Annotated in this window: 30 protein-coding genes and 5 tRNA genes; 10 read left to right on the top strand and 25 right to left on the bottom strand. The window is 38.4% G+C overall.

Annotated features, from left to right (window positions below; genetic code table 11):
- Window positions 1-11 precede the first annotated feature (11 nt).
- From secE to G6W43_RS05310, 8 genes are all read right to left on the bottom strand, one after another.
- Complete coding sequence (gene secE, locus G6W43_RS05345) at window positions 12-191, bottom strand: preprotein translocase subunit SecE (RefSeq protein ID WP_002941070.1); 180 nt, start codon at window positions 189-191, stop codon at window positions 12-14.
- A gap of 17 nt (window positions 192-208) precedes the next feature.
- Window positions 209-284 (bottom strand) — tRNA-Trp (locus tag G6W43_RS05340).
- A gap of 19 nt (window positions 285-303) precedes the next feature.
- Window positions 304-462 (bottom strand): 50S ribosomal protein L33, encoded by a 159-nt coding sequence (gene rpmG / locus G6W43_RS05335; protein WP_002941157.1) that lies wholly within the window; start codon window positions 460-462, stop codon window positions 304-306.
- A gap of 53 nt (window positions 463-515) precedes the next feature.
- On the bottom strand, window positions 516-1715 hold the full coding sequence (gene tuf, locus G6W43_RS05330) for an elongation factor Tu (RefSeq protein WP_002941132.1): 1200 nt from the start codon (window positions 1713-1715) through the stop codon (window positions 516-518).
- Window positions 1716-1786: 71 nt separating this feature from the next.
- Window positions 1787-1861, bottom strand: a tRNA-Thr gene (locus G6W43_RS05325).
- 124 nt (window positions 1862-1985) lie between these two features.
- Window positions 1986-2062 (bottom strand) — tRNA-Gly (locus G6W43_RS05320).
- A gap of 7 nt (window positions 2063-2069) precedes the next feature.
- Window positions 2070-2154: transfer RNA gene (locus tag G6W43_RS05315), tRNA-Tyr, on the bottom strand.
- A gap of 52 nt (window positions 2155-2206) precedes the next feature.
- A tRNA-Thr gene (locus G6W43_RS05310) sits at window positions 2207-2282 on the bottom strand.
- A 257-nt stretch (window positions 2283-2539) separates the two neighbouring features.
- Between G6W43_RS05310 and G6W43_RS05305 the strand changes: the two genes are divergently transcribed.
- The gene (locus G6W43_RS05305; protein WP_002941090.1) at window positions 2540-2788 is read left to right on the top strand and encodes a hypothetical protein; all 249 of its coding nucleotides are present in this window, start codon (window positions 2540-2542) and stop codon (window positions 2786-2788) included.
- On the opposite strand, the gene G6W43_RS05300 is transcribed toward G6W43_RS05305, so the two are convergent.
- The 12 genes from G6W43_RS05300 to hemB form a co-directional block, all read right to left on the bottom strand.
- Window positions 2785-3279: a transglutaminase-like cysteine peptidase gene (locus G6W43_RS05300; protein ID WP_223228736.1), complete on the bottom strand. Its 495-nt coding sequence runs from the start codon at window positions 3277-3279 to the stop codon at window positions 2785-2787. The genes G6W43_RS05305 and G6W43_RS05300 overlap by 4 nt on opposite strands.
- Before the next feature lie 124 nt (window positions 3280-3403).
- Window positions 3404-4039 carry a response regulator transcription factor gene (locus tag G6W43_RS05295; protein ID WP_103567739.1) on the bottom strand — a complete coding sequence of 212 codons (636 nt, stop codon included), beginning with the start codon at window positions 4037-4039 and terminating at the stop codon, window positions 3404-3406.
- Between the two features lie 17 nt (window positions 4040-4056).
- Window positions 4057-4554, bottom strand: a complete 498-nt coding sequence (locus G6W43_RS05290; protein WP_103617683.1) for a DUF5416 family protein — start codon at window positions 4552-4554, stop codon at window positions 4057-4059.
- A complete protein-coding gene (locus G6W43_RS05285) occupies window positions 4554-6020 on the bottom strand; it encodes an HlyD family type I secretion periplasmic adaptor subunit (RefSeq protein WP_194169314.1) in 1467 nt (488 codons plus the stop codon). The genes G6W43_RS05290 and G6W43_RS05285 overlap by 1 nt, the downstream gene beginning before the upstream one ends.
- 2 nt (window positions 6021-6022) lie before the next feature.
- Window positions 6023-8161 (bottom strand): type I secretion system permease/ATPase, encoded by a 2139-nt coding sequence (locus G6W43_RS05280; RefSeq protein WP_021085509.1) that lies wholly within the window; start codon window positions 8159-8161, stop codon window positions 6023-6025.
- A 3-nt stretch (window positions 8162-8164) separates the two neighbouring features.
- Window positions 8165-10114, bottom strand: coding sequence for a bifunctional diguanylate cyclase/phosphodiesterase (locus G6W43_RS05275; protein ID WP_194169313.1), 1950 nt, complete (start codon window positions 10112-10114; stop codon window positions 8165-8167).
- The gene (locus G6W43_RS05270; RefSeq protein WP_012001497.1) at window positions 10111-10770 is read right to left on the bottom strand and encodes a transglutaminase-like cysteine peptidase; all 660 of its coding nucleotides are present in this window, start codon (window positions 10768-10770) and stop codon (window positions 10111-10113) included. The genes G6W43_RS05275 and G6W43_RS05270 overlap by 4 nt, the downstream gene beginning before the upstream one ends.
- A gap of 20 nt (window positions 10771-10790) precedes the next feature.
- Entirely contained in the window at window positions 10791-12470 is a 1680-nt protein-coding gene (locus G6W43_RS05265; RefSeq protein WP_103574048.1) for a TolC family outer membrane protein, read from the bottom strand.
- Between the two features lie 112 nt (window positions 12471-12582).
- Window positions 12583-13944 (bottom strand): oxygen-independent coproporphyrinogen III oxidase, encoded by a 1362-nt coding sequence (gene hemN / locus G6W43_RS05260; protein WP_194169312.1) that lies wholly within the window; start codon window positions 13942-13944, stop codon window positions 12583-12585.
- Window positions 13937-14422, bottom strand: coding sequence for a DUF2603 domain-containing protein (locus tag G6W43_RS05255; RefSeq protein ID WP_087583684.1), 486 nt, complete (start codon window positions 14420-14422; stop codon window positions 13937-13939). Before G6W43_RS05255 ends, hemN begins: the two co-directional genes overlap by 8 nt.
- Window positions 14419-15336 (bottom strand): ornithine carbamoyltransferase, encoded by a 918-nt coding sequence (gene argF, locus G6W43_RS05250; protein WP_194169311.1) that lies wholly within the window; start codon window positions 15334-15336, stop codon window positions 14419-14421. The genes G6W43_RS05255 and argF overlap by 4 nt, the downstream gene beginning before the upstream one ends.
- Window position 15337: 1 nt before the next feature.
- Window positions 15338-16309 carry a porphobilinogen synthase gene (gene hemB / locus G6W43_RS05245; RefSeq protein WP_194169310.1) on the bottom strand — a complete coding sequence of 324 codons (972 nt, stop codon included), beginning with the start codon at window positions 16307-16309 and terminating at the stop codon, window positions 15338-15340.
- Between the two features lie 68 nt (window positions 16310-16377).
- Here hemB and ribA point away from each other — a divergent pair, with 68 nt between their 5' ends.
- Genes ribA through htpX form a run of 5 tightly spaced genes read left to right on the top strand, consistent with a single transcriptional unit; the run spans window position 16378 to window position 18935 of the window.
- On the top strand, window positions 16378-16941 hold the full coding sequence (gene ribA / locus G6W43_RS05240) for a GTP cyclohydrolase II (RefSeq protein ID WP_194169309.1): 564 nt from the start codon (window positions 16378-16380) through the stop codon (window positions 16939-16941).
- Complete coding sequence (gene rsmG, locus G6W43_RS05235; protein WP_194169327.1) at window positions 16941-17507, top strand: 16S rRNA (guanine(527)-N(7))-methyltransferase RsmG; 567 nt, start codon at window positions 16941-16943, stop codon at window positions 17505-17507. The genes ribA and rsmG overlap by 1 nt, the downstream gene beginning before the upstream one ends.
- Window positions 17504-17698: a hypothetical protein gene (locus tag G6W43_RS05230; RefSeq protein WP_103646685.1), complete on the top strand. Its 195-nt coding sequence runs from the start codon at window positions 17504-17506 to the stop codon at window positions 17696-17698. Before rsmG ends, G6W43_RS05230 begins: the two co-directional genes overlap by 4 nt.
- Window positions 17695-18060: a hypothetical protein gene (locus G6W43_RS05225; protein WP_194169308.1), complete on the top strand. Its 366-nt coding sequence runs from the start codon at window positions 17695-17697 to the stop codon at window positions 18058-18060. Before G6W43_RS05230 ends, G6W43_RS05225 begins: the two co-directional genes overlap by 4 nt.
- 8 nt (window positions 18061-18068) lie before the next feature.
- Window positions 18069-18935 (top strand): zinc metalloprotease HtpX, encoded by an 867-nt coding sequence (gene htpX, locus G6W43_RS05220; RefSeq protein WP_103570811.1) that lies wholly within the window; start codon window positions 18069-18071, stop codon window positions 18933-18935.
- A gap of 914 nt (window positions 18936-19849) precedes the next feature.
- Here the strand turns inward: htpX and G6W43_RS05215 are convergent.
- From G6W43_RS05215 to G6W43_RS05195, 5 genes are read right to left on the bottom strand one after another with little or no spacing between them, the layout of a single operon-like run.
- Window positions 19850-20251, bottom strand: a complete 402-nt coding sequence (locus G6W43_RS05215; protein WP_149712134.1) for a flagellar protein FlaH — start codon at window positions 20249-20251, stop codon at window positions 19850-19852.
- Window positions 20242-20673, bottom strand: coding sequence for a hypothetical protein (locus G6W43_RS05210; protein WP_194169307.1), 432 nt, complete (start codon window positions 20671-20673; stop codon window positions 20242-20244). The genes G6W43_RS05215 and G6W43_RS05210 overlap by 10 nt, the downstream gene beginning before the upstream one ends.
- A gap of 9 nt (window positions 20674-20682) precedes the next feature.
- Window positions 20683-21696, bottom strand: coding sequence for an alanine racemase (locus tag G6W43_RS05205; RefSeq protein ID WP_194169306.1), 1014 nt, complete (start codon window positions 21694-21696; stop codon window positions 20683-20685).
- The gene (cmeU, locus tag G6W43_RS05200) at window positions 21689-21928 is read right to left on the bottom strand and encodes a CmeU family protein (RefSeq protein ID WP_194169305.1); all 240 of its coding nucleotides are present in this window, start codon (window positions 21926-21928) and stop codon (window positions 21689-21691) included. The genes G6W43_RS05205 and cmeU overlap by 8 nt, the downstream gene beginning before the upstream one ends.
- 2 nt (window positions 21929-21930) lie before the next feature.
- Entirely contained in the window at window positions 21931-22896 is a 966-nt protein-coding gene (locus G6W43_RS05195; RefSeq protein WP_004317576.1) for a L,D-transpeptidase family protein, read from the bottom strand.
- Between the two features lie 136 nt (window positions 22897-23032).
- On the opposite strand from G6W43_RS05195, the gene G6W43_RS05190 reads away from it, so the two are divergent.
- From G6W43_RS05190 to G6W43_RS05175, 4 genes are all read left to right on the top strand, one after another.
- Window positions 23033-23455: a copper chaperone PCu(A)C gene (locus G6W43_RS05190; protein ID WP_149712132.1), complete on the top strand. Its 423-nt coding sequence runs from the start codon at window positions 23033-23035 to the stop codon at window positions 23453-23455.
- Entirely contained in the window at window positions 23455-23919 is a 465-nt protein-coding gene (locus G6W43_RS05185; protein WP_103570806.1) for a hypothetical protein, read from the top strand. Before G6W43_RS05190 ends, G6W43_RS05185 begins: the two co-directional genes overlap by 1 nt.
- 9 nt (window positions 23920-23928) lie before the next feature.
- Window positions 23929-24471, top strand: a complete 543-nt coding sequence (locus tag G6W43_RS05180) for an SCO family protein (RefSeq protein ID WP_194169304.1) — start codon at window positions 23929-23931, stop codon at window positions 24469-24471.
- A 117-nt stretch (window positions 24472-24588) separates the two neighbouring features.
- A partial coding sequence (locus tag G6W43_RS05175) for a cache domain-containing protein (protein ID WP_194169303.1) occupies window positions 24589-25636 on the top strand: 1048 nt, incomplete at its 3' end.

The raw sequence follows: 25636 nt of genomic DNA, 5'->3' as shown, positions 1-25636 counted from the left end.
TTTTCCTCATCCTATATAACTTTAGAAAGAACAAAGGACATAATAACATCAACAAGAGCTAAAAAAAGTGAAACAACAGCGACCACGATAAAAACTGCAATAAAAGCATTTCTAATTTGTTCTTTGGTAGGAAAGATAACCTTCATTATTTCCAATTTAGATAGCTTTATATAATTTATAAATTTTTCCATAATCTTAACCTTAATTGTGGCAGGGCAAGAGGGATTCGAACCCCCAACCATTGGATTTGGAATCCAGCGCTCTACCGTTGGAGCTATTGCCCTAATAGCTACTTATTCTTAATTAACTTTTTAACTTAACTTCTTTATGCACAGTATGTTTTTTTAATCTTGGGCAATATTTTTTGAGCTCAACCTTATCTGTAGTGGTTTTACTGTTTTTTGTAGTAGTATAATTAATATCACCACACTCAGAGCATTTTAAACCAATTTTAATTCTCATATATATTCCTTATAGAAAGCCAAAGGGTTTCCCCTTTGGCATAATTTTATAAATTAACCAAGTATTTTTGAAACAACACCTGAACCAACAGTTCTACCACCTTCACGGATAGCAAAACGAGTACCTTCTTCAAGTGCAACTGGAGCTATAAGCTCAACAGAAATTCTTACGTTATCACCTGGCATAACCATCTCTGTGCCTTCTGGTAATGTAATAGAACCAGTAACGTCAGTTGTTCTTACGTAGAATTGTGGTCTATAGTTGTTAAAGAAAGGAGTATGGCGACCGCCCTCTTCTTTAGTTAGAATATAAACCTCACCCTCAAATTTTGTATGAGGAGTAATTGATTTAGGTTTGCAAAGAACCATACCACGTTCAACGTCTTCTTTTTTAGTACCACGAAGAAGAACACCAACGTTATCGCCAGCTTCACCTTGATCCATCTCTTTTCTAAACATCTCAACACCAGTAACTGTTGTTGTTTGCGTAGGTTTGATACCAACGATTTCTATTGTGTCACCAACTTTTACAACACCTTTCTCAATTCTACCTGTTACAACTGTACCACGACCTGAAATTGAGAAAACGTCTTCGATTGGCATAAGAAGATCTTTATCTGTAGCACGAACTGGAGTTGGGATATAGCTATCAACTGCATCCATTAGTTCCATAATTTTTGCTGACCATTCGCCATCTTGTCCAGCTTTTGCCTCTTCAAGAGCTTTAAGTGCTGAACCAGAAACTATTGGAGTATCATCACCTGGGAAGTTGTACTCGTTAAGTAGTTCGCGAATTTCCATTTCAACTAGTTCAAGTAGCTCAGCGTCATCAACCATATCTGCTTTGTTCATGAAAACAACGATATAAGGAACACCAACTTGGCGAGATAGCAAGATATGCTCTCTAGTTTGTGGCATTGGGCCGTCTGCTGCAGAAACAACTAGAATAGCACCGTCCATTTGAGCAGCACCTGTAATCATGTTTTTTACATAGTCGGCGTGGCCTGGGCAGTCAACGTGAGCATAGTGACGTTTTTCTGTCTCATACTCAATGTGTGAAGTAGCAATTGTAATACCACGCTCTTTCTCTTCTGGAGCATTATCAATATTATCATAATCTTTTAGCTCAGCAAGACCTTTGCGTGAAAGAACAGCAGATATTGCAGCTGTTAAAGTAGTTTTACCATGGTCAACGTGACCGATAGTGCCTATGTTTACGTGTGGCTTGTTGCGTGAAAATTTTTCTTTAGCCATCTTTTCCTCCGTTATGATATGTGTCTTATCTAATTCAAATTCGTATAGTAATATAAAATCATATAAACCAGTGGAGCTCATAGCGGGACTTGAACCCGCGACCTCTTCCTTACCAAGGAAGTGCTCTACCTCTGAGCCATATGAGCGAAAAACGCTTGGCTGAGATGATTTTAATCAACATACAAACAACTAAAAATTCATGAAAATAAAGATGGAATAACTGTGTTTAGTAAAATCTAGATACAGCTCCCAGTTTACTTTCCCAAATTTTGGAGCGGGAAACGGGGCTCGAACCCGCGACCCTCAGCTTGGAAGGCTGATGCTCTAGCCAACTGAGCTACTCCCGCATAACAATGGTGGTGAGACGTGGATTCGAACCACGGAAGACATAGTCAGCAGATTTACAGTCTGCCCTCGTTGGCCGCTTGAGTATCTCACCTTAAACATTAATAAGTTATTTTGGTATTTTCTGGTCAAACACTGTTACAAAATGGAGCTGGTGAACGGACTTGAACCGCCGACCCACTGCTTACAAGGCAGTAGCTCTACCAACTGAGCTACACCAGCACCTGTTTTGTGAAGTGGCAATTATAGCCCAAAATAAAATAAAAGTCAAGGAGATTTTGAAAAATATTTTATCTAATTTTTTTGTAATCAAAAATCTATAGAATTTATAAAAAATTTCAAAAACACCCGCTAGACTAAGCCGCTTTTACCAAAAAACAAAGATAAATTTTACATATATAAAATTTCATATTTTCATAGTTTTATTTTTTTTAAAAGCTAAAATTTCTATAATTACGAAAAATTACAAAGGATTTAATATGCAATTTTTACCTTGGGCGGTAATTTTACTGCTAATTTATGTGATCTACTTCTTAATGATCCGCTATGAAAAAAAGATAGCGACGCTAAGCAAAATGATCGAGCAAAACAGTGATGGTATCAAAGAAAATAGAGACCTTATAGGTCAAAACAGATCACTAATCGAGAAAAATAAACATAACATTGAGAAAAATACTAAAGATATTACAACAAATGTTGAAAAAATAGACATTGACTTGGAAGATTAATTCTTCCAAAATTTCTCTTCTTTTTCCTTTTTTATCAAATTTTCGTAAGTTTGCATTCTTATATTTACTGGCTCTAAATTTATGCCATCTTTTTTTATCTTAAAATATTTTCCATCCATCAAGCAATACTCTGGCACTAAGTCGTAGCGCTTCGAAAGCGGCAAAACTCTAAAGCTTAGATTATCCAGTATCAAAGGCTCTTTGTGTAAATTTTCCCAAACAGCGAGCACCATATGATATTTTTTCGTATTTTTTTCCTGAACGACTAGAAGACATTTTTGATTATCCACACCAAGATCTTTTAGGCTATCACGCTTTGATATCGCGTACTCCTCGCAGTCTCCACCACCTCGCCTTAAAAACTCGCTCCTAGTGCTCCACACATCGACATTTGTATTGTAAAAATCATCATATCTTGGCATCAAAGAATTTAGGTATGAATTTATGAGCTCTAGCTTTCTTATAAAGCTTTCGTGTTCTATTTTTTTCATAAAATTTGCATAGTGATTTAAAATATTTTTGCAAATTTGATTTTTACATTGAGATATATTTTTTGGAGAAATTTCAAAATTATTTGCAAAAAGTGAAGAGACAAAAAAGAAAAGAAGCAAAATTTTACGCATGCAGCTGCTTCATCAAAAGCACAAGACCTATTCTATCTTTCACATTTAGCTTGCTGTAAATCGACGTAGTGTGCGCCTTTACCGTCCTTAAAGTAATGCCTGTTTGCTCTGAAATTTCATTGTTTGTTAGACCTTGGTAGATTAAGTTTGCGATCTCTTTTTCGCGTGAGCTAAGCTCGCTTAGATCAGACTTTTTCTCTAAAGTTTCACTTTCATTATTTATATATGAGCCAGTTAGTTCTCCGATCATCGCTTGGATAAATTCTGGATAAAGCCAAACTTTGCCATTTAAAATCGTTTCAAAGGCATCTTCAAAGTGTGTCTTTCTCATATGTGAGTTTGCATATCCTTTGACACCAAGAGCCAGCAAATGTTTGCCTTCACTAAATTTTGGTTCGTTTGCAAGGATTAGACATTTTATATTTGGAAAACTTTCATGAATGGTTTTAATATTTTCATCAAGACTATCTTTAAAAGCATTTGTATCGATACCAACGATATCAACCTCATCGTTTAAATTTGCAAAAAAATCCTTTTTATTGTGAGTAAATTTCACATCTTCATCTGAAAAGTACCCTCGCCAAAGATTATTAAGCGAACCATTTTGAGTAAAAAAAACCACATTCATAACCATATTTCCTTATATCACATATAGGTTTGCTCGTAAATTTTTGACTCATTTACGAAAACGATCAAGTAGCGCTCCTTGCCACTATTTGCCTCAAATTTATAACTAAAAGTGGATAAGAATTTCTCAACCACTTCTTTGTCTTCTTTTAAAAAGATACTCATCTCAAAACAACCATTTGATATAGCGTATCTATATGGCACACTAAGAGATAGTAAATTTAGATCAAAATCCAAGCTATCGCTGCTTTCATCGTAGCCACTAATTGATATTTTAATGCTGCTTACTAGCTCATCTTCTATCTTTAGCCCAGCTAAGCTGACATGCTCTTCTTTTTTTAAATTTATCATCTCATCAAAGCTTTTTTCACAGTCTTTAAAGAGAAATTTAACGACCTCTCTTCCGATTAGATCGCATATTTTGCCATCATTTACAATGACAAATTCATCAGCCAGCTTTGCTCTTGAAATTTGATATTCACTAAAATTTCGCTCAAAGCTAGCTGACTTTTGCATTATCGCTCCGTTAAAGCGTTTTGTTTTGCTTTTAAGATAGGTTTTAACAGATAGTCAAGTATCGTCTTTTTACCGGTGATGATATCGGCTGAAACTATCATACCAACCTTTATCCTAAGCGGCTTCTCTTCGCTACCAAGATAGTTTTTCTCAGTTTCTATCCTGACTAGATAGTAGCTCTCGCCTGTTTTTTCATTTGTCTCAGTATCGGCACTGATCTGCGTTACTTTGCCTTTTAAACCGCCATAAATACTAAAATCATACGCCGTAAATTTAACCATCGTATCAAGTCCAGGTCTCAAGAACGCAACATCAGCTGGCTTAACCTTTACCTCTGCGATGAGCTTATCTTCAAGCGGGACGATCTCTGCGATATTTTCACCAGGCTTGATAACGCCCGAGACGGTATGCACCATCATTTTACTAACGATACCATTTACCGGAGATCTTACATAAGTTCTTTCAACCCTATCACTTAGGCTGATTTGCGACTCGTTTATCCTTGCGATCTCAGCAGAGACTTCGTTTAGCTCTTTTTTTGCATTATTTTTAAACGCCAGCTTTGCCTCTTCTATCTTATTTTTCGCCTCTTTTATGGTTGATTCGACCCTTGGCACGGCAAGCACAGATGCGTCAAGCTCGCCCTTTAGGTCATTTACACGTCTTTGAAGCTGGATATACTCGACCTCACTAACAAGACCTTTTTTAAAGATAGGCTCCATGATCGCTTTTTCTTTTAAGACAAGGTTGTAGCTATTTTGAGTTTGAGAAATTTTGTTTCTAAGCTCGGTTAGCTCACTTTGGCGCTGGTGAATTTGCTCTGTTAAAATTCCTATTTGCTCGTTTAGGTGATCGATGTTTGAGTTATGCAAACTTATCTCGTATCTTACAGCTTTGCTATTGTTCGCATCTCTTGTTTCGTTGTAGTCAAATTCTTTATCATTTGCTTCAGCATCAAGCCTCATAAATTTAGCCTGAAGCTCATCAAGTCTTAGCTTTGACTCGCCGTAGCTACTTGTAAAGTTTTTATTATCAAGCCTGATGAGGATCTGATCTTTTTTAACCTCATCGCCCTCTTTTACAAAAATTTGATCTACGATACCGCCCTCAAGATTTTGTATCGCTTGGTTTTTACCTGATGGGATGATCTTGCCGCTACCTCTTGTTATCTCGTCTATCTGTGCCCACGAAGCCCACAAAAGTAGCCAAAATACAGTTATACTAACTGCATAAAGTATCTTTTTTGAGGTTGATGGAGCCTTTGCCAAAACCGCTTCTGAGAGGCTTGACATAAATTTTAAGTCATAGGCATCGTAATTTTTAGCTTGGATGTTTGACTTGATGCCATCTACGCTATTTAAAATTTGATCTCCAGCGCTCTCTTGCTCTTTTATGTCGCTTTTTTGAACTGGCTTTTCGTCTGGCTTTAAATTTTCATTTTGTTGATTTTTTATATCTTCGTGCATAATCACTTCCCACTAAGTCTAGCTAAAACTTCGTCTCTTGGACCATCTAGTAAAATTTTGCCGTTATCCATCACTATGAGCCTATCAACAAGATCAAGCATCGATGTTCTATGAGTTACTAAGATCATAGTTTTATTTACGGTATTTACCTTTAAATTTGCTTTTAGCTTGCTCTCAACTGTGTTGTCTAATGAATTTGTAGGCTCGTCAAGCAAGATGATAGGACTGTCAAGCAAAAATGCTCTAGCCACGGCTATACTTTGACGCTGACCGCCGCTAATGCCATCACCTCTTTCAAATACTGGCATATCAAATCCAAGTGGGTGAGCATTGACATATTCATCTACGCCACTTACCTTAGCAGCTTTAATTATCTGCATATCATCGACATATGGTGCTTTTTGAACGATATTTTCTCTAACCGTTCCTTTAAATAACACAACATCCTGTGGCACGTAGCCGATATTTCTTCTAAGGTCAGCTGGGTCTATCTGGTTGATATCTATACCATCAATTAGCACTGAGCCTTCAGTCGGTGCATAAAGGCCTAAGATTATCTTTTGTAAGGTTGTCTTACCAGAGCCATTTCTACCGATGATGCCTACTTTCTCACCTGGCTGGATGACAAAATTTATCCTATCAAGTGAGCCTTTTGTAGTGTCTGGATATGTAAAGCTCACATTTTTAAACTCTATCTTGCCGTCAAAAGAATTTCTTCTAACAAATTTCTTACCCTCAGGTCTTTCAACTGGCATCTGCATGATCTTGCTAAGGCTTTGATAAGCTGTCTTTGTCTGCTCGAAATTTGCAGCTAGTGAGGCTACTTGACCCATAGGAGCGATCGCACGAGAGCTAAGCATAACAGCAGCGATCAAACCACCCATTGTAAGATGCGTATCTTGTATCATATAAACACCAAGAACGATGATGGCAATAGTATTTAACTGAACTAAAAATGAAGTCACGGTCGTGATTGAAGTAGTGATGATCTTTGATTTGATACTTCTGTTTGCTATCTCGCCAGTCGCCTCTTCCCAGTTCCACTGCACGTGACCGCTAGCACCAAGAGTTTTAATGGTCTCTAAGCTGCTAAGGCTCTCTATCAAAATTCCATTTTTCATAGCTGATGCCTCAAATGTGCTCTTGATCGCGTTTTGAAGCGGATCTTTTATAAAAAATGTGTAGCACAAAATAGCTATCATGATAACAATAGGCACAAGCACAAGGTAGCTTCCTATAAAGTAGGTAACTATCAAGAAGATTAACGCAAATGGCAGATCCACAATGGCAGCAAGCGACGCAGATGAGAAGAAATTTCTAACTGTGTCAAATTCTTTCAAGTTGCTAGCAAATGAACCAACTGACTTTGGCTTATTGCTAAATTTCATATCCATTACACGCTCAAAAAGGATCGAGCTCATAATGATATCGCTCTTCTTGCCTGCGATCTCAAGAAAATATGAACGAACAAATTTTAAAAATAGATCGATACCATAAACGACGCTCACGCCAAGCGCTAGAACCCAAAGTGTCTCAACTGCATTATTTGGCACAACGCGGTCATAGACGTTCATCGTAAAGAGCGGGCTTGCAAGGACAAATAAGTTTATGATAAAGCTTGCTATCACGACGTCAAAGTAAATTTTCTTAGAGCGCTTTAAAGTGCCCCAAAACCAGTGGTCATTACCAGCGTCGATAAGCTTTGTCGAGCTTGTATCTTCTGGGACAAATTCACGTTTTAGGTAGTAAGCATAGCCTAGATACTCATCTTTTAGCTTGCTTGTTTCTATCGTGCTAGTGCCAGTTGAAAGATCAGGCGTGATGATGTTTGCCATCTTTTTGTCTTCGCTGAAAGATTGCAAGATGCACGCTTTTTTGCCTCTAAGCATCAAGATACAAGGCAAAACTAAAGGCGAAATTTGATCAAGGTCTTTTCTGACAAGCGTCGATGCAAAGCCAGCACGTGAAGCTGCACGAGAAAATAAAGACTTCGAGCTCTTTAGTGAAAAAAGCTCGATCTCTTCGCCATCTTTTACAGGCAGACCGATAGTCAAAGCATCGGCACTATATGGGTTGTTATGAAGTTTGGTAAAGATCACCAAACATTGAAGCAGTTCGTCTTTTATCTTATCGCTATGCATCTATCATCCAATATTTTTGATTTCATCTATGTAAATTCCTTGCATGTTTTTAATGCCAAGCTCAATTAGCTTACTCTTTTGCTCTTCGCTCTCAACACCGATCGCAATCAAAATGATATCTTTTGAGCTTAAAACAACATCTAGTGATTGTTTTGTGTTTGCTCCTGATTTATCACTTAAAAAGTCGATTAAGACGCTTGACTGGATCTTTACGTAGTCTGGATTAAATTCTTTTAGCTTCTCAATGCCTTTTGCGCTGAGTTCAAAGTGGTCAAATCCAAAACCAAAGCCGAGTTCTTTTAATTTTTTAGTAAGTCTAACTATACTTTCGATACTAATATCGTCTTTGTTTGGAATTTCTATATAGTTTTTAGATTTTGAAATTTGAGCGATTTTTTTAAGTGTGGCCTCAAGTTTTGAGAAATTTTCGTCCGAGCTTAATATCTCTTTACCCAAATTTATCGCCAAGCTTCCATGAGGCAAGACATTTTCAGGCAAAATTCTAGCGATTCTATTTAGGATGTGAAGATCGAGCATCGCACCTAAATTTAGCTCATTTACCATTGGCATAAAGTATGATGCCATGCGCCATTTGCCCTCGCTATCAACGAGCCTTAGATAAAGTTCATACTGCTCAAAGTTTGAGTCAAAACCAACTACTTTTTGAGCTGCAAATTTAAATTTATCCTCTTTTATAGAGTCAAAGATAAGCTCTTTGTATTTCTCTTTGCCGATGACTAAGGTGTTTTGATTTGCATTAAATTCTTTGCAAGTAAAGCAGCCAGCCAGTCTTGCACTAGCCAAAGTGACGTCAGCTGATGTAAGTAGTGTCCTCATATCAGTGCTTGGCGAGTACTCGACAATAGCAGCATTGACTGGGCATTCGCTATCATTTATAGAGAAATTTGCATAGAGTTTTTTAAACTCAGCCATGATCTTATCGTCTAAAGCTGAGAAATTTGATGAGTTTTTACCGTAAGAAAGCAAGATAAAGTCGTTGTCATTTAGCCTTGCAACGATCGCATTTTGGTCATTTTCGGTAGATTTTTCTTGTAAAATTTGAGCTATTTTTATGATGACACTTTGCCATTTTTCAAAGCCAAGAATGCCTTTTAACCCAGCTAGATCTTTAAAGCTAACAAGTGATGCAACACCGCTTGAATACTCTTCACTCGCTAAATACTCGCTAAATTTAGTTTGAAAAAATCTTCTATTGTAAGTACCACTCATAGAGTCTTTATATAAAAGCTCTTGATACTTGCTAAGCGTAGCCGCCTCTCTTTCAAATATGTCTTGAACCTTGCTAACCATCGAGTTCATGGCGAGCACCATCTTTTTAAGGTCGGTTGTGAATGGAATTCTCTTTTGGATGATAAATTTATTATCAAGTATCGCTTCAGCTTGATCTTGCACCTTAGCAAGTGGTCTAAATATCGCCTTAAGGGCGAAAAACGCCACGACAAGAGCGATGATGATCATTAAAGCTAGAAAGTTAAAAATATTTTTTGAGTTTGAGTAAAGCTCATTGTAGGCAAGTGCTGTGCTGCCTTGAACATAGAGTGTGCCAAATTTAGCCCAGCCAGTCATGATCTCGCTAGTTGCAACAGGAGCTTCAAATTTAGCGATCTTATAAAACCACTCAGGGATATCTTTAACGATAGTTTGTTGAGAATTTTCTATAAGCACCTTACCATCGACATCTTCAAGTTTAATGAGCTTGTATCTGCCGCTATCAAACATAGAATTTATCATCGTTTGTGCCAAAGACATATCCTCAGGATCAACAATCGGCTTTAAAGCAAGTCCAAGTGAGTTTGCTGTGTGCCTTGCGTTTTCACCGAGCTGGTCGTTGATGTATCCATTTAGGCTCTTAAAATTTAAGTAGCCAACAGCCATAAAAATCACGATGCCAAAAGCTATCACAGCGATCATAATCTGTTTAAATAGCGTCATAAATCCTCTTTTCCTATCCTATCTATTAGTTCCATCCACTTAGGATTTTGTTTTTTATTTCCACCTGGTATTGCCTGACCAAGACCTTCTTGTTTTGCCAAGTATAGCGAATCACCGTTGAAACTATAAACTGGCACAAGGTCTGTTCTTTGAGTTGCGATTTTTATTTTACCATTTATGTTGTCTAAAATTAATGGAATAGACTTTGGTGTATCATAATATGCCAAAACCATATGTGCTTGGTTGTATCTTAAGGCTTTAACGTATGTGAAGTATAATTTTTGAGTTGGAATTCCAAGTTGCTTTAGAGTGAAATACTTTGCGATAACGTAGTCTTCGCAGTCACCAGCGCCTTTTCCTACAAATTCCATTCTGGTAGCCCAGTAATCTTTTTTGTGCCAAAGTTGCATATCATCAACCCACCTAAAAGAGTTAAAAAAATCATTTACTTTTATTAATTTCTCTTGTTCGGTTGCATCTTGCAATGAAGTCATTAAAGAATTTAATGCCGATGCCCTTCTTCTTGCATCTTCTCCATAAATTTTAGCCACCTTTGCTATCGTTGTTTGTTTTATAAAATCCCCGACAGCATTTAATGCTAATAACGAAAAAAGGACGCTTAAAGTAAGCGTCCAGAATTTTGCTTTGACCCTCATGGTCATCACTTTTTAAATTTTTATCTTAAGTCGTTTTGAATACTGCAAGCGCCTTGAATATATCTCTTAGCAAAGCCTGGCTCAAAACTATCTGAAACCATACCCATGTTATCTAGCAATCTATATTTTGCATAAGATAGTGCGGTCTCAGTTGTAGCGATCTCTTTTAAAGCTGTGTTGTACTCGTTTTCTGCATCAAGTAGGTTGATAAGGTCACGGCGACCGATTCTAAACTCATCTTGGTATGCATCAAGAGTAGCTTTTGCATATTCAACGTGTTGATTTAGATATCCCATTTTCTCTTGGTTAAGAACATAGTTTTGCCATGAGAATTCTAAAGACTCTTTAAGCTCTCTTACAAGGTTATCCATAGTTTGTTGCTCTTGTTGAACAGCAAGTTGGCTCTTCTCTTTATCAAGCTTATCATTACCTTTGTTGTAAAGGTTATAGTTTAGTCTTAAAAGAGCATCAAATGTTTGTTCTTCATAATCATCATATAAAACATTTGAGTGATCATAAGCACCTGACACAACAAGATCTAGTTTTGGTAAGAATGGTGCATTTTTCTCTTTTACAACAGACTCTGCCATAGCGATGTTTGATCTTTGAACTAGAAGTGTTGGGTTACAAAGAACAGCTTTGTCATAAACGGCCTCTTTAGTGCTTGGTAATGGCAGGTTAAATTCAGGCATTACTAGGTTTTTAGCTGCAACTTTTCTTCCATATAGTTTTTCAAATGTAGAAAGTGCATCTTCATAGTTATTTTTTGCAGCTATATAGTTTGATTGAGCCAAAGTATAGCGTGATCCAGCTTGTCTCTCTTCAGAAGCTACGCCGTAACCTGATCTTGCTCTATCTTTGATTTGGCTATAAATTTCTTCATGGCTTTTTACGTTTTCTTCTTCAATGTCAAGAATTCTCTTTGTTTGAAGAACTTGTAGGTAAGCATTTGCTGCGCTTAGTGTTAGTCTATCTGCAGCTTGAGCTACTGTGTAAGCAGCTGAGTCAAGTCTTGCACTTTGAGAGTTGATTCTGTTTTTATCAGCACCACCATTATAAAGGTTTTCAACTAAAGTTAAAGATGCGCCAGATACTCTGCCATCGCCTCTTCTTGTTGAGATGCCATCATCAAGACGTTTTCTCTCATATCCTACTCTAGCAGCTGCATCAAGTGTTGGATAGTAGGCATTTTTAGCTATTTTTAGATCTTTACCAACTTGTAAGTAGTTAAATTCTGTAGCTTTTAAGCTTGGGTTTTCATTTAAAATAGTTTTTACAACTTGATCCAAAGTCAATACACTATCATCAGCTTGTGCTGTAGCTGCTGCTTTAGGCTCTGCTGATATAGTTTGTTCTATATTAGATTTTTTAGCTGACTGAGCATTTGTTACAGGTGACTTAGCTCTCATTAAAGCATCTTTATAACCTGACTCATTTTGAACTTTAGCTAACAACTCATTAGCTTCATTTTCAGAAACTGGAGTTGTATCAACATATAAAAACTTTCTTCCACCAACTTCATAAACGCCAGTAGTTAGTCTGCTATCTGATATTTTGCTGTTTACTTTGCTAACAGCACTATCGATTCTAGCAGCGCTATCATCTTGAGCGAATGAAGCTAGAAAAATCCTATAAGGGACATCTTGAGCAGACAGCAACGTTGCTGCGGCCAAAGCACTAATTGCTAACATCTTTTTCATAACTAGATCCTTTTACCTTTTTATTGTCAAGCTTTGGCTCGACTTTTAGTGCGAATTATACACCAAGAAATATTAAACGTATTTTAAATACCTTATGACAAAAAAATAATTTTTATATCGTCTTAGAAAATCGCCTTAAATTCTCTGGAATTTTCTTAAGATACTCATCAAAACACATTGCAATATTTCGTATTATCAGCGTTCCAGTCTCATTTACGCTGATTTTATCTGTCGCAACATCGACAAATTCACTTAAATTCTTTAGCTCTTCAAGCTCATTTTTGAAATGTTCAAAGAAATTTATATGAAATTCATCCTCGACTGCCTTGATATTAAGCCCAAAATTACTCATCAAACTCATGATCACACTTTTTCTAAGCAAGTCTTCATCGCTTAGATAAATTCCCTTTGCGTATGGCAACTTTCCACTATCGATCGCTTTTTCATACTCATCCATATCTTTATGATTTTGCGCATAGTGTCTTTTACACTCACCGATACTTGTGATGCCTATACCGATAAGATCAGCACCACCTTTTGTCGTATAGCCTTGGAAATTTCTATGCAAAGTGCCATTTGCAAGAGCTGCAAAAAGCTCATCATTTGGCTTTGCAAAGTGATCCATTCCTATCATTTTGTAGCCATTTTTAGTTAAAAACTCAGCTGTAAATTTTAAAATTTCAAGCTTTACTTCTGGATTTGGCAAGGTTGTCTCATCAAATTTACGCATCGACTTTTTTATCCACGGCACGTGAGCGTAGTTAAATACTGCAAGCCTATCAGGATCAAGCGTAAGAGCAAGCTCAAGCGTCTTTTTAAAGCTCTCTAGGCTTTGATATGGCAGACCGTATATTAGGTCCATATTTATTGATTTTATGCCCTTTTGCCTAGCCATTTTTACGGCATTTTGAGTGATCTCATAGGGCTGAATTCTATGAATTTCCTTTTGCACTTTCTCATCAAAGTCTTGCACGCCGTAGCTTATGCGGTTAAAGCCGTGAGATATGAGCACATCAAGCTGCTCATTTGTCAAAAATCTCGGATCTATCTCGCAGCTTATCTCAGCCTCTTTTGAGAAATTTTTAAATTTAGCCTTGATAAGTTTGATAATCTCATCAAGTTGAGCCGCGTTATAAAATGTCGGAGTGCCGCCACCAAAGTGCATCTGCAAGACCTCGGTGCTTGTATCTAGGTGGCGAGCCAAAATTTCAAGCTCTTTTTCTATATATCTTATATATCTCTCTTTGCGGTCCTCTTTGCTCGTGTAGATGACGTTACAGCCACAAAAATAGCAAGCACTCCTGCAAAATGGCAAGTGCAAATAAAGCGAAAGCGGCCTTTTTTTATCGCGGTTTTCAAGCTCTTTTACGTAAGCCTCATAGCTAAATTTATCACTAAACTCCGGTGCTGTCGGATAGCTCGTATATCTTGGCCCTGGCCTTGAATACTTCACATACGCACTAAAATCAATCATCTGCCCTGCTCCTTGCCATTTGGATCATCTCTTTTATATCTACAAATAAATTTGGATGCTCTTTTTTGATATTTTTTACCAGCTTATCAAGGTCGATGTTAAACTGCCTGCTCTTTTTATCGTGAGCGATCTTTTTGATCTCATCCATCGCAACCACCCAAACATCGCTAAAATCAACCGGGATATTTTGCCAGATCGTCTTTTCAAGCCTTAGGTCAAAATTCTCTTTTTGCGACTCTTTTAAGGCCTCTATCAAAGCTGAGAACGATTGTACAGAAATGACCGTGTGTAAATTTTGATTTTCATCAATACCAAACCACGGCTCTTTCGAGTCCCAAGAGCCACTTTTTAAATTTAAAATGTGCTCGTTTGGATTTTTCGTTGAAACTATCTCAAAGACCGTTTTTTCAGGCTCGCTTAGCCCAAGGTTATTACCGATCTCATCTATCTCATCATATATATTTTTCTCTTCACTCATCTTCTTCTCTCATCTAACCAGACCATCACGCCCTTTTGTGCATGAAGTCTATTTTCCGCCTCGCTAAAAATTTCATCCGCGTGCCTTTCAAAGACCGCCTCGCTCACCTCGTAGCCTCTGTAAGCTGGCAAGCAGTGCAAAAATATCGCGTCTTTTTTAGCTAAACTCATCAAATTTTCATCCACGCAGTATCCAGCAAAGTCTTTTAGCCTCTTTTCTTTCTCGGCCTCTTGACCCATCGATACCCAAGTGTCCGTAGTCACTACATCGGCACCATTTACCGCTTCTTTTATATCATTTGTGATAAAAATTTTCGCACCTGAAATTTTCGCGTTTTCATTGGCCATTTTTAAAATTTCAGCATCCACCTCGTAGCCTTTTGGCGTGGCTACTCTTAGCTCAAGTCCTAGTTTGCTTGCTAGCATGAGCCACGAGTGAGTCATATTATTGCCGTCCCCTACGTATGCGACCTTTTCACCTGCGCTAAATTCAAGCATGGTAAGATAGTCCGCCATGAGCTGCACTGGGTGAAATTTATCGCTTAAGCCATTTATCACTGGCACGCTTGAAAATTTAGCAAATTCTTCTAGTGTCTCGTGCCTATCAACCCTTAGCATAGCCATGTCGCACATCCTGCTTATCACTCTAGCGGTGTCACGTATAGGCTCGCCACGGCCTATTTGTATATCATTTTTACTTAAAAATAGCGCATATCCGCCAAGCTCATGCATGCCCACGTCAAAGCTTACTCTAGTTCTGGTTGAGCTTTTTTCAAATATCATCGCAAGCTTTTGATCTTTAAGATATGGCTTAAATTCTCTAGCCTTCGCCTCTTTTTTGATCTTGCGGGCTAAATTTATCATCTGCTCGATTTCATCTTTGCTAAAGTCATTTAGCGTCAAAAAGTGCCTCATCTTAGCCCCTTAAAATTTTAGCCGCTTCTTTTGCGTGATAGGTGATGATCAAATTTGCCCCTGCTCTTTTAAAGCCGATTAATGTCTCCATCATGACGCGATCATAGTCGATGATGCCAGCTTTTGCGCCAGCTTTTAGCAGTGCGTACTCACCGCTTACGTTATAGACGCAAAGTGGCAGAAGTGTCAAATTTCTAAGCTCTCTAACGATGTCAAGATAAGCAAGCGCTGGCTTTACCATCAAGATATCAGCGCCTTGCGCCTCGTCTTGCAAGCTCTCGTTGATCGCCTCCAAGCGGTTTGCGCTGTCCATTTGATAGCTCTTTCTATCGCCAAAGCTTGGTGCACTTTGCGCCACGTCGCGAAATGGTCCGTAGTATGCTGAGGCAAATTTGGTTGAGTAAGCCATCACTGGCAAATTTTCAAAGCCATTGCTATCAAGCGCTTCTCTTAGCGTTGCGATGATGCCATCCATCATGCCGCTTGGTGCGATCATATCAGAGCCATTTTGAGCGTGTATCAAGGCTTGCTTAGCTGAAATTTCAAGCGTTGCGTCGTTGTCGATGGTGTTATGCACGTGATCGATTATGCCGCAGTGGCCGTGGTCTGTGTATTCACAAAAGCAAAGATCGGTGACGACTACTAAATTTGGAAATTTATCTTTTATGGCACGAAGCGCAGTTGCGATGATGCCGTCGCTACTTAGTGCGTCGCTGCCAACGCTATCTTTTAGGCTTGGTATGCCAAATAAAATGATCGATTTTATGCCTAAATTTACTATCTCTTCGCACTCTTTTAAAATTTCATCGATACTCATTTGATAGACGCCTGGCATCGAAGCGATCTCGTTTTTAACGCCTTTGCCCTCGACCACAAAGAGCGGATAGATGAAGTCATTTACGCTAAGGCTAGTCTCTCTTACCATGTCTCTTAAAGCTGGATTTATTCTTAATCTTCTAAAACGTTTAAACATATTTTTGCCTTTTCTTTGTTAAAATGCGTGATTTTTAGCTAGTTTAGCACAGTTGGAGTAAATTTAAAATGAAAATAGAAATTTCAAACGCCGCAAATCTACCCTCAAGATTTGGCACTTATAAGGTTCAAGCCTTCAAAGAAGGGACAAAAGAGCACCTCGTGATCTACAAAGAGCCTCTAAGCGAAGTAGTAAATCTTAGAATTCACTCTGAGTGCCTAACTGGCGATGCTATAGGGAGCCTAAAATGCGACTGCCGCGACCAGCTTGAAGCGAGCCTAAAATATATCGAAGAAAATGGCGGTATGGTCATCTACCTGCGTCAAGAGGGCAGAAATATCGGACTTTTAAACAAGATAAACGCTTATAGCCTCCAAGACAAGGGCCTTGACACGATAGAAGCCAATCACCAGCTAGGTTTTAAGGCTGATGAGAGGACTTACGAAGTGGTTGATTTTATCCTAAATCACTACGGCATAAAAGAGGTAAATTTACTCACAAATAACCCTTTAAAACTTCACGGACTAAGCTCAGCAAAGATCGTAAAACGCGTGCCTATCGTCATCAAACCAAATAAATTTAACGAAGGCTACTTAAAGGTCAAAAAAGAGCAAATGGGGCACATCTTGTGATAAAAAATGAGCTTTGCTTGCCAGCAGAATTTGACGAAAAAGTAAAGGCTTACGCTCAAATCTTTTCTAAATTTAACAAGGTTCATAGCTTAAGCAACTATAAAGATATAAGCGAACAGGTGCTTGATAGCATAAAACCGCTTGAGATTTTTGACCTAAGCGCCAAAACGGCGATCGATATAGGCAGTGGAGCTGGCTTTCCAGCGATATTTTTAGCGCTTGCGATGCCGCGCACTAAGTGGCACCTTTTTGAGCCGATAGCCAAAAAGTCATCATTTCTAAGCTACGCTAAGATCGAGCTTGGTTTGCAAAATTTAGAAGTTCATAGCCAAAAGATCGAGCTTGCAGATAAATTTACAGCTGATCTCATCACCTCAAGGGCGCTTAGCAAGACAAAAGAGCTTATAAAAATTTGTGAGGGTTTTTACGATGAAAATACTAAATTTCTCATCTACAAGGGCTCTAGCGTCATGGATGAAATTTCAGGCATAGATGCGCAAATTTATAATGAAAAAAATAGAAACTACATATATTTTAATCTCAAAAACCGAAGGGAGATACGTTGAAATACTTGCTTTTTGTAGCGATTTTGGTTGCGATTTACATCATATTTTTTAAAAATAGAAAAAAAAACGACAAGATAAGCACCAGCAACTTCGAGGAGTGCAGCAAATGCGGTGTCTTTAGTGACATCGACCAAATGGTGCTAAGGGACGGAAAATACATCTGTAAAGAGTGCATAAAGGGTGAGAGATGAAAATTTTAGGTGATGAGTTGATCAAATTTGAGCCATTATATCTTTGCAAAAGCGAATATGAGATTTCAAGCGGCAGGCAAAATCTCTTTAAATTTGATAGAAATTTAATAAAAAGAGCGTTAGAGGCTGGAGCAAGCTTTAGCATCATCGCAAATGACATAAACGAAGCTATCATCGCAAACGCCGCTGGAGCAAAATTTATTATTGCCGATATTACGCTAGCAAAAGATCTGGCAAAAGTTGCGCAAAACTACCTATTTGACGCACTTATCGCTGTTTTGATAGAAAGTGAAACAAGCCTTTGCGAGCTTGCAAAATTTGAGATCGACGCGGCGATCCTGCCAAATGCTATAAAAGAATAAGGACAAAAATGGAAATTTTCAAAACCGCTTTTTTAATGGTTGCTTTGATGCTAGTTTTTATCGCTGTTGGCGGCTACGTGGGCGGCGAGCAAGGCATGATGATCGCCTTTTTGATGGCAGCTGGCATGAACCTATTTTCATACTTTTTCAGCGACAAGCTCGTGCTAAAAAGATATAACGCCATCCCAGTCGATGAGAGCAACGCTCACGGCCTTTACGAGATCGTCTCTCGCCTCACACAAAAGGCGAATTTGCCGATGCCAAAAATTTACATCATCCCAGAAGAGGTGCCAAATGCCTTTGCCACAGGCCGCAACCCAAGCCACGCAGCCGTCGCAGTAACCGAGGGGCTTTTAAAAATTTTAAATGAAAACGAGATCGAGGGCGTGCTAGCTCACGAGCTAAGCCACGTAAGGCACTATGACATCCTAACTGGCTCAGTCGCAGCCATACTAGCTGGGGCTATCGCAATGGTCGCAAATTTCGCCAAGATAGGCACCGTAGCTGGTCAAAATCAAAACTCACAAAGAAACGCCAACCCAGTAATTATGCTAATCATCGCCGTTGTGATGCCTCTAGCTGCTACTATCATCCAAATGGCGATCTCAAGGGAGCGCGAGTACAAGGCAGACAAAGGCGCAGCCTATCTCACAGGACACCCAGAGTGGCTAGCCAGCGCGCTAAGAAAGCTTGAAAACTACTCAAATTCTTACGTCATGCAAAATGCAAGCGAGCAAAGCGCTCATATGTTTATCGTAAATCCATTTGGCTCGCTAACTAGCAAGCTTGGTGTGCTTTTTAGAACGCACCCTAGCACTAGCGACAGGATCGCTGAGCTTCAAAGACTAGAGCAAGATATAAAAAGAGGTATGTAAAAATTTAGCCCTTAGTAAATTTGGGCAAAATTTTTCGTTTTTTGGTTTAAATTTTAAATATAGATAGTCAAATTTTAAAATTTCATGAACGAGTAATTTCAGCTCTAAAATTTGAGCTAAGCGTTAATCGAAGCCAAATTTTAGTAGTCAATTCTTGCGAGTGAGTGAGATTTTAAAATTTGCAAATTTGCTTTATTAACTCAAGTAAGGTGTCGAGTAAATTTTAAAATTTGCAAAGCAATCTAATGAAATTTATAAATTTTATTTATCAAAAGGGAGACAAGGGGGCTCGAGTTACGAGGCCGTCCCCTTATCCCCCCTTTTTAAATCCCCTAAACCCCTCGCACGTTAGAGGGACATGCAATTGTGCTTCGCACTGCATGCAGTTAAACACTCTAGTAAATTTTAAAATTTCATGAACGAGTAATTTCGGCTCTAATTTTAGTGGCAAGCTTTGCGAGACCTAAAATCAGTAGTCAATTCTTGCGAGTGAATGAAAGTTTTAAAATTTGTAAAGCAATCTAATCAAATTTAAATGTTTGTTTCTTTGTTAAGGGGGAAGAGGCTTGAATTACGAAGTCGCTCTCTTCCCCCTTAACAATCCCCTAACCCCGACAACGTTAGAGGTGCATGCGATAGCACTATCGTGCCGCATGTATTTTTATGCCAGACAAACTCAGATAAATTTTAAATTTTCATGAACGAGTAATTTCGGCTCTGATTTTAGTGGCAAGCTTTGCGAGACCTAAAATCAGTAGTCAATTCTTGCGAGTGAATGGAATTTTAAAATTTGCAAATGTTCATATCTCAGCTCTAAATTTGGTGTTTTATTAAGGTAAGTGAGCAGGATTTTAAAATTTGCAAAGCAATCTAATAAAATTTAAAACCCAAAAACTGAAATTTAACCCCAAATTTCACTGCAGTCTCTTGCAATCTTCATCTTTTATCATGTATTCAAAGATTAGTTCGCCGTTTTCTGAGTAGAAAATTTCATCCAAGCTAACGCCGATGCTTAGCATATTTAAAATTTCTTTATCCTTGCAGGCGGTTCTTAAATTCTCTTTTTTTATGGCCTCGATAAATTCCAAAAGTTCTTTTTCTTCAAGCCTTTTGATCTCTTGCTTTCTTGCGTGTTTGACGGCGTATCTATAGATAAGCGTATCGCCCACGTTTAAGATATCGTTAAGCGTTAGCGTCGGTGTGCAGATAAATGGGAGCTTTTTTTTGTAGTATGTTGCGTGATTTTTCGCTGCCATATCTGGTGTAAGAGCCAGAGCTAGCGAGCAAAAAAACAGCGCAAAAATGGCTACTCGCAACTACTCTTATCCAGCTTCAAATCAAAAAGATGCCTGCCCTCAAAGCCGTAGCTACCACTTAGCGTGATGCCACGATTTAGCGCAGCTCTTGCCATGCCTGAGTTGCAAAGCGCCTCTTTTCCGTTTTGATAAAATTCATCTTTTAAAGCCAAAATTTGAGCATTGTTGTAGCCTTTTAGCTTCTTTGTCTTGGTCTCGTTTAAGACAAACTCGCCATGTATGTTTAGCCCATCGCTGCTTACATCTTTTAGCGTGATCATCTCATCGACCCTGCTTGGCAAATTTGGCTTTGCGGTTTGGACGACAAAGGCTGGGATCTGCTTTGTATCAAGCTGATTTAGTATCTGCTCATAAACTTTAAACTCACTCTCTTGCACACCAAAAGCAAGGCTTGCAAGAGCTAATAAAACGATCTTTTTCACATATTACCTTTATATAAATTTTCTAGTGATATTTGGCGAGAGTTTGACTAAGATGTCGTAGTTTATCGTGCCAAAAAACTCCGCCCAGACATTTGCGTCCTCAAAGACACAGACCCACTCGCCACTATCTTTGCAGCTAAAGCTATCCATCGAAATTTTGCCAAGTATCAGCTCGCCATTTGCAAGCCTTAGCTCACCAAGTCCATTGTATCTTAGCAGTCCGTCGCCATATCCAAGATCATAAGTAGCGACGTTTATATCATCTTTTGCTATAAATTTAGCCCCATATCCCACGCTTTGACCACTTTTTAAGACCCGCCTGCTAACGCGCTTTGCCCAAAGTGAAAGCACTGGCTTTAAATTTAAAGAGCAATTAAACTGAGCATATCCATACTGAGCGATGCCTACGCGCACCATCTCATCTTTTATCTCACTCGCTCTTTCAAGGGCGGCTGAGTTGTGAGAGTGAAAGATCGGTTTTTTTATACCAAACTCATCACAAAGAACTAAAATTTTCGCTTTTGCGGCGCTAAAATTCTCTCTTTGCACGAAATAATCAGCATTTAGCTCATCACTTGCGCGAAAGTGCGTATAAGCGCCAAGAAGCTCTAAATTTCTTCTGGCTAAAATTTCAAATGCATAATCAAGCTCGTTTATATCAAGCCCATTTCTATGCATGCCAGTGTCGATGGCGAGGTTGATTTTTGTATTTTCTTTTATCTTTAAAAGTGCGTCTATGTCGTTTATGGCATAGGTAAATTTAGCGCTCTCATCGCCTGTTGGGATGTGCGAGAGGATCAAGATATTTTCAAAGATATCAGCGATCTCATTTGCTTCACACTCGCTCTTTACAGCGCAGTTTTTTATGCCAAATTTCTTAGCCTCGCTAGCTATGAGCCTTGCGCCGTGCCCATAAGCGTTATCTTTTAACACGACGATAACATTTTCTTTTCCGCCAGCTTTATCACAAATTTTAGTTAGATTGTGGATGTAAGCTGCTTTGTTTAGGCGTATCTCAGACATTGAAATTCACATCATAAGCTTTATAAACATCAGGCAAGAGCTTTCTTACGTTGTAGTCAAATGCATAAAATTTAGCGTAAATTTCTTTTAGATCGGCTTCTTTAGCCTTGCTAAAGTCAAAGACATCAGTGCCATTTTTCTTTGGCACTTGGCGGTCAAGCTCAGCAAAAAACGCAGACCTAGCCTCTAAAATTTTCTCTATCTTCTCTTTTACTTCTTGAGATTTTTCCACTTCTACTCCTCTATAAAAATTTTCATCTCATCGCCATAAAGCTTGACATAAAGGGTCTTTTGACCTGCAAATTTATGTGTATCAGCAGCGTAATCCTCATAAAAACTCACGCGAAAGAGCTTGTCGTTTTTAAGATTTGGATAAGGTGTGATGAGAAAATTTGAAAAAGCGATATGTTTTTTCTCTTTTTTAGAAAAGATCGCTCGTTTCATATTTTTAAAATTTTCTAAGCTCATACCGTCATATCGCTCAAAATCTTTATCATAAAATTTCAAATAGCTATCGATGTCGCTCTCGCTCCAAGTCTTTTTCCAGTTAAGAATTCCAGAGATGATCACCGCTATGTCGTTCACGCTTGCTTCTGGGCGCTTGTCCTCGTAGATAAAAGCGAGCGTTTTTTTGTGGTCTATAACTTCGTCAAATTTCATCAAGATGTCATTTTGCATAGCCACGCAGCCTTTTGTCTTTAGCTCATCTGTCCTTTGACCATCGAGCGGATAGCCATGTATCCAGATGCCGCTGCCATTACGTTTGGCAAGTTTATCAAGTAAATTTGGATATGAAAGAGAAAAAGCAAGTGGGCCAAGATATCTGTCATTTGGCGTAAATCTACGTGTGAGCTGATAGACACCAACTGGCGTTTTTAGGTCGCCCTCAAGCAGTTTGTCGCCATTTTTGCCAACGATGACGCTTGAGCTAAAGAGTTTTTTTGTAACTCCGTCTTTATAAGAGATGACCTCAAGCTCTTTGTCAGTCTTATCAACCACGCTTAGAAGTATCTCGTTGTCGTAATATCCGTATCTAACGTCCTTGTCTTTGAGCTTGTTTAGCCAGTAGTCCTTACTTAAAATGTTCTTTTCAATGGCTTCTATGACGGCAGATGGGCCATTTTTTAAGTAAATTTCTTCGTAATTTTGGGCAAAAAGACAAGGCGCTAACGCGATGAAGAAAAATAGTATCTTTTTCAAGTGAAGTGTCCCAAAAAGTAAAATTTAGTGCGTAATTATAACCTAAAAAATTTCAATTTTTAAATTTTAAAGGGAATTTTAGTTTCTTTATATGTATAATCTGAAAACCATTATTAATTTACCATAAAGGAAAAATATGAAAAAACTTGTTTTTGGTGCATTGCTTGCAGCTTCTACTCTTATGGCGGCTGACATCAGCCTAGAAAATGTCAGAGCAAGAGACACAAAGCCTGGCACAAACAACAGCGCTATTTTCATGAATATCAAAAATGCTTCAAATGCCGATGTAAAGCTAGTTGGCGTTCATTCAAGTGTTTGTAAAAGCACTGAAATTCACACTCACAAGATGGAAAATGGCATGATGGCTATGGTCCAGGTTGAAGACGCCATTATCCCAAAAAATGGCGAGACAAAGCTAGCACCTGGCGGTCTTCACATCATGCTTATGGATCTAAATAGGCCTATAAAAGATGGCGATAATGTTGATTTGGAGCTTAAATTTAGCAACGGCGAAAGCATCAAGCTTGATAATATCGGAGTAACTAAAAACTTTAAATAATGAAAAAAATTCTAATCCTTTTTTCACTCATCTTTATCGTAGCAGGCGCTTTTTGGATAGGTCATAAATTTATGGTCAGCAAAGAGGATCCGCCTGAATTTGCCGATGTAAATACATCGCTTGATCCTCTAAAATGCGATCTAAACAAAGATGCTTGCGAGGTAAAATTTAATGGCGTTAAGCTAAAGATAGAGATCTCACCAAGACCGATCTTTGCGATGAGGCCGTTTAGCTTTAAGATCATTAATGGCAAAAATTTAGGGCTAAAAGATCCAAACCTTGTAATCGATGGCATAAACATGAACATGGGTTCTATAAAGGCAAGGCTTGATCAAAGAGGCGATAATCTAATAGCACAAGTCGTGCTAAGTGCTTGTGTGGTCGATCTTATGAGGTATAGATTTAAGCTGCTTGATGGCGAAAAGGATACTGGATTTTTTGTCGATCTTGATCTAAAAATGTAAGGGCAAATGATGAAAAAGACACTTTGGGGCTTGATAATAATCTTAATATGTGCTGGTCTTGCGATGCTTTTTATAAAGCCAAACAAGTATGATTTTAAGGCGCTTTCAGAGCATGGCGAAGTGAGCCTTAAAAATTATAACGGCAAGTATAAAGCGATATATTTTGGTTATCTTTACTGCCCCGATGTCTGCCCTACTACGCTCTCTCTTGTGGGCGATGAGCTAAATAAACTAAAAAGAGACGACTTTGAGCTACTTTTCATCACTCTTGATCCTGAGCGTGACACGCCTGAAAATTTAACCCTAATGGCAAAAAATTTCTACAAAGATGCAGACGGACTAAAGATGAATGATCTGCCAAAAGCCACTAAAAACTACGGCGTAAAATACCAAAAAGTGCATCTTAAAAACTCTGCTATGGGCTACTCTGTCGCTCACAGCTCTGCTATCTATCTGCTGGATAAAGAGGGAAATTTCTACGGCGAAATTTCAAATTTAACTAGCGAAAATATCAGAGAAAATCTTTTAAATTTGATAAAAGATAGACCATAAATTTATCTTTTAGATCAAAATTTCTTACTTTTAAAGAAAAACTTCTTAAACAGCTATACAATTCTTTTTAAACTAGCCGATATTGCGACAATGTAAATCATATGTAAAGGAATTCGTGTGAAGTCAATCACCAATAAAATAGCACTAATGCTAATAGTTGCTCTATGTATTTCGTTTGTGGCTATGTCGGCCGCTAGTTACTACACTGCCCAAAACAAAACCATCGAGCTAGTCATCCAATCTCAACGTCAAATTCTAAAAGATGTAAAAAACGCTATGAATACATTTTTTGACGAGAATACACATGCCGCAAATGGCATCGCCCAAAGGCTAGAAAAGTTAGAGGACAGAAGTCAGATAAATGAAATTTTAAGCACAGGCAAGCTTATCGTATCGCCTGAGATAGAGAGAATTTTTGTGGGATACGAGAGCGATGGTGCGATGTACCGCTCAAATGGCAAGAATGAGATGCCAAAAGACAATGGCTATGATCCAAGAACAAGAGACTGGTATAAGATCGCAAAAGGCGCAAAAGCAACTTTTTCTGATCCTTACAAATCATCAAGCTCAAATGCCATGATGATAGCGTTCTCAGCACCTATCGGCAATAAAGGTGTCGCTGCCATGAATGCTGATATTTCAAGCCTCAGTGAAGAGATCATGAGTATCAGCAAGACTGATTATAGTTATGCTTACGTGATAGATAAAGATGGCAAGATCATCATCCACCCCGACAAAGAACTAGTCGGCAAAGACAATCCAACCACAAGCAAGCTAGTCGCTAGATATAAAAATAAAGAATTTAATGAAAATGGATTAATTGCCTATAAAAACACAAAGGGCGAGGATAGATATGCTGACTTTATAGAGCTAAACGATCGTGGCTGGCTGGCTATATCTGCTATGCAAAAAGATGTATTTACCACAAATACTATGCCCCTCCTAAAGATCCAACTAATCCTAGCAGTGCTATTTATCGTTATCCTCTCAGCATTTGTCTATTTCTTACTTAAAAAGTCTCTTAACCCTATAAAAACCATCCAGTCTAAGCTTGATGATCTATTTAAATTTGTAACTTACGAAGCAAAAGCACCAAGCAAGCTAGAGGTAAGATCAAATGATGAATTTGGCGAGATGAGTAAAGCGATAAATGAAAACATCGATA

The organism is Campylobacter concisus, from assembly GCF_015229965.1.
GTDB classification, from domain to species: Bacteria; Campylobacterota; Campylobacteria; order Campylobacterales; family Campylobacteraceae; genus Campylobacter_A; species Campylobacter_A concisus_BD.
The sequence above is the reverse complement of the archived record's forward strand: the minus strand, read 5'-3'. Positions and strand labels throughout refer to the sequence as shown.